The organism is Streptomyces muensis, from assembly GCF_021474425.1.
In the GTDB taxonomy this organism is placed as follows: Bacteria; Actinomycetota; Actinomycetes; order Streptomycetales; family Streptomycetaceae; genus Streptomyces; species Streptomyces muensis.
In genome coordinates, this window is sequence record NZ_JAKEIP010000469.1 from 1 (window position 1) to 3,422 (window position 3,422).

4 protein-coding genes are annotated in these 3,422 nt (G+C 71.9%); 2 read left to right on the top strand and 2 right to left on the bottom strand.

Going from position 1 to position 3,422, the window contains the following annotated elements:
- Nucleotides 1-280 (top strand): peptidoglycan-binding domain-containing protein (locus L0P92_RS43155; protein WP_234768601.1); only part of this gene is annotated, 280 nt, incomplete at its 5' end.
- Between the two features lie 65 nt (nucleotides 281-345).
- Here the strand turns inward: L0P92_RS43155 and purH are convergent.
- Nucleotides 346-1,911, bottom strand: coding sequence for a bifunctional phosphoribosylaminoimidazolecarboxamide formyltransferase/IMP cyclohydrolase (gene purH, locus L0P92_RS43160; protein WP_234768602.1), 1,566 nt, complete (start codon nucleotides 1,909-1,911; stop codon nucleotides 346-348).
- Complete coding sequence (gene purN / locus L0P92_RS43165) at nucleotides 1,908-2,522, bottom strand: phosphoribosylglycinamide formyltransferase (protein WP_234768603.1); 615 nt, start codon at nucleotides 2,520-2,522, stop codon at nucleotides 1,908-1,910. The genes purH and purN overlap by 4 nt, the downstream gene beginning before the upstream one ends.
- A 286-nt stretch (nucleotides 2,523-2,808) precedes the next feature.
- On the opposite strand from purN, the gene L0P92_RS43170 reads away from it, so the two are divergent.
- On the top strand, nucleotides 2,809-3,422 hold a 614-nt coding region (locus tag L0P92_RS43170), incomplete at its 3' end, for a hypothetical protein (RefSeq protein ID WP_234768604.1).

The following is a 3,422-nucleotide window of genomic DNA, read 5'->3' on the forward strand; positions in this document are numbered from 1 at the left end:
CACCAAGACCGCCACCACACCCGCCACCCCGCCCTGGCTCTCCGACTGCACCCACTACTCCGGCACCGAACTCACCGTCCGCGGCGACCGGGGACAGCGCGTCCGCCAGGTCCAGTGCATGCTCACCAAGCGCGGCTACAGCGTCGGCGGGTCGGGCGTGGACGGCCAGTTCGGCGCGGACACGGAGTCCGCGGTCAGGCTGTTCCAGAGCGACAAGGGGCTGGCCGTGGACGGCGAGGTCGGGCCCAACACCTGGGCGGCGCTGCGCCGTTCGTCATGACGGCGGCCTGAACGGGCGAGGGCCCGCCGGTCGGTGACCGGCGGGCCCTCGCGAGCAGGTGCGGCTCAGTGGAAGAAGTGCCGCGTCCCCGTGAAGTACATCGTGACGCCGGCCTTCTGCGCCGCCTCCACGACCAGCTCGTCGCGGACCGAACCGCCGGGCTGGACCACGGCCTTCACGCCGGCCTCGGTGAGGATCTCCAGGCCGTCCGGGAAGGGGAAGAAGGCGTCGGAGGCGGCGTAGGAACCCTGCGCCCGCTCGGCCCCGGCCCGCTCCACCGCCAGCTTCGCGGAGTCGACCCGGTTGACCTGGCCCATGCCGACGCCGACCGACGCGCCGTCCTTGGCGAGCAGGATGGCGTTGGACTTGACGGCCCGGCAGGCCTTCCAGGCGAAGGCGAGCTCGGCCAGCTCGTCGGCGGAGAGGGCCTCGCCGGTCGCGAGGGTCCAGTTGGCGGGGTCGTCGCCCTCGGCCTGGAAGGTGTCGGTGATCTGGGCGAGCCCGCCGCCGTCGATCGGCTTGAATTCCGCGACCAGCTCGGGCGCCTCGGGGCAGCGCAGGACGCGGATGTTCTTCTTCTTCGCGAGGGCGTCGAGCGCGCCCGGCTCGTAGTCGGGGGCGACGATGACCTCGGTGAAGATCTCGGCGACCTGCTCCGCCATCTCCTTGCTGACCGGCCGGTTCACCGCGATCACACCGCCGAACGCGGACAGCGGGTCACAGGCGTGCGCCTTGCGGTGCGCCTCGGCGACATCCGCGCCGATCGCGATGCCGCACGGGTTGGCGTGCTTGATGATCGCGACACAGGGCTCGTCGTGGTCGTACGCGGCACGCCGGGCGGCGTCGGTGTCGGTGTAGTTGTTGTACGACATCTCCTTGCCGTGCAGCTGCTCGGCCTGGGCCAGACCGCCGCAGCCGCCGGTGTAGAGGGCGGCGGGCTGGTGCGGGTTCTCGCCGTAGCGCAGGACCTGCTTGCGCCGGTACGTCACGCCGAGGAACTCGGGGAACTCCGCGCCGTCGCCCGCGTAGTCGGCGGCGAACCAGGAGGCCACCGCCACGTCGTACTCGGCGGTGTGCCGGAACGCCTCGGCGGCGAGCCTCTTGCGGGCGCCCAGGTCGAACCCGCCGGAGGCCACCGCGGTGAGCACGTCGGCGTAGCGGTCGGGGCTGGTCACGACGGCCACCGAGGGATGGTTCTTGGCGGCGGCGCGGACCATCGACGGGCCGCCGATGTCGATCTGCTCGACGCACTCGTCGGGCGAGGCACCGGAGGCCACGGTCGCCTCGAACGGATAGAGGTTGACCACGACGAGGTCGAACGGCTCCACACCCAGCTCGGCCAGCTGCCGCCGGTGGTCCTCCAGGCGCAGGTCGGCGAGGATGCCGGCGTGCACGCGCGGGTGCAGGGTCTTGACCCGGCCGTCCAGGCACTCGGGGAAGCCGGTGAGGTCCTCGACCTTGGTGACCGGGACACCGGCCGCGGCGATCTTCGCGGCCGTGGAGCCGGTGGAGACGAGCTCGACGCCCGCCTCGTGCAGGCCGCGCGCGAGGTCTTCCAGACCGGTCTTGTCGTAGACGCTGACGAGCGCCCGGCGAATGGCCCGCTTGTTGCTCTCGGCGGTGGCGGTCACTGGATAACTACCTTTCGTCCCTCAATGCGATAGCCGTTACGGGCGAGCCGCCCCACGACCTCGACGAGCAGCCTTCGCTCGACTTCCTTGATGCGCTCGTGCAGAGCGCTCTCGTCGTCCTCGTCCCGGATCTCCACCACGCCCTGGGCGATGATCGGTCCGGTGTCGACGCCGTCGTCGACGAAGTGGACGGTGCAGCCGGTGACCCGGGCGCCGTACGCGAGGGCGTCACGGACGCCGTGGGCGCCGGGAAAACTGGGGAGCAGCGCCGGGTGGGTGTTGACGAACCGGCCGCCGAAGCGCGCCAGGAACTCCTTGCCCACGATCTTCATGAACCCGGCGGAGACCACGAGATCGGGCTCGTGGGCGGAGACGGCGTCGGCCAGCGCCTCGTCCCACTCCTCACGGCTGCCGTAGTCCTTGACCCTGCGCACGAACGTGGGCAGTCCGGCGCGCTCGGCCCGCGCGAGCCCCTCGATGTTCTCGCGGTCCGCGCCGACGGCCACGATCTCGGCGCCGTACGCCTCGGGACCGACGGCGGCGATCTCGTCGAGCAGCGCCTGAAGGTTGGTGCCGGATCCGGAGACCAGCACGACGAGGCGCTTGGCCACGGTGGAGCCCTTTCTCGGTGAGCGTCTTTGTATGGTCGTACGAATGCTTCGCGCCCTCGGATACGGGGAAGTCTACGAAGCGGCCGACCGTCAGCAACGATACCGGCACTCCCGACGCCCCCCACGGGACGGGGGCGTGGCCGGAAGGTAGCGTCTGGGGGGAGCCTGCCCGGGAACGCGGTGGTGGTGTGGTGCGTTCACGAGGTGACAGCTCCTGTCGGATCAGTCGTTCACCAAGATCAGCCGTTCAAGATCAGCCGTTCACCAAGGGGAAGACGCTCACTTGATGTCGGACCGCAGCCTGCGACTCCTCACTCTCCCTCCGCAGTCCGCGCAGGGAGGGAAGCGTGACGCCGTCCTGCTGCGCGAGCGGCCCGCCTCGCCGCCCGACGCGCCCTCGGACAAGCCGTCCGGCGACGACCAGAGCGGCGGCACCCAGGACGAGAACAACCCCTTCGCCCCGCCACCGGAGGGCACGCCCGACCGCCCGTGGCAGCCGCGGCGCCCGTCCGGCGAGGACGGCTCCCAGGGGTCCGGCCAGGGCGGCGGCCACTCACCGTGGGGCAACCAGTGGAGCGACCGCCAGCCGGGCCGCTCCCCCGACGGCTTCGGCGACCACCCCCGGGGCACGGGCCAGGACGGCCCGGGCAACGGCGCCCCCGGCACCGGCATGCGCTGGGACCCCACCGACCCCGCCCAGCGCCGCGCGCGGTACGCCCTGCTCTCCGGCATGTGGGCCTTCTTCTTCGCCCTGTTCAGCTGGCCCTACGTGGCCCTGCTGCTGGGCGCGCTCGCCCTGTACTGGGGCATCAGCAGCCTCCGCACCAAGCCCCGCACCCCCGACCCGGACCCACCCCGCCCACAACCCGCCCACCCTCCCGGCCCAGGACGGGAGGGTGG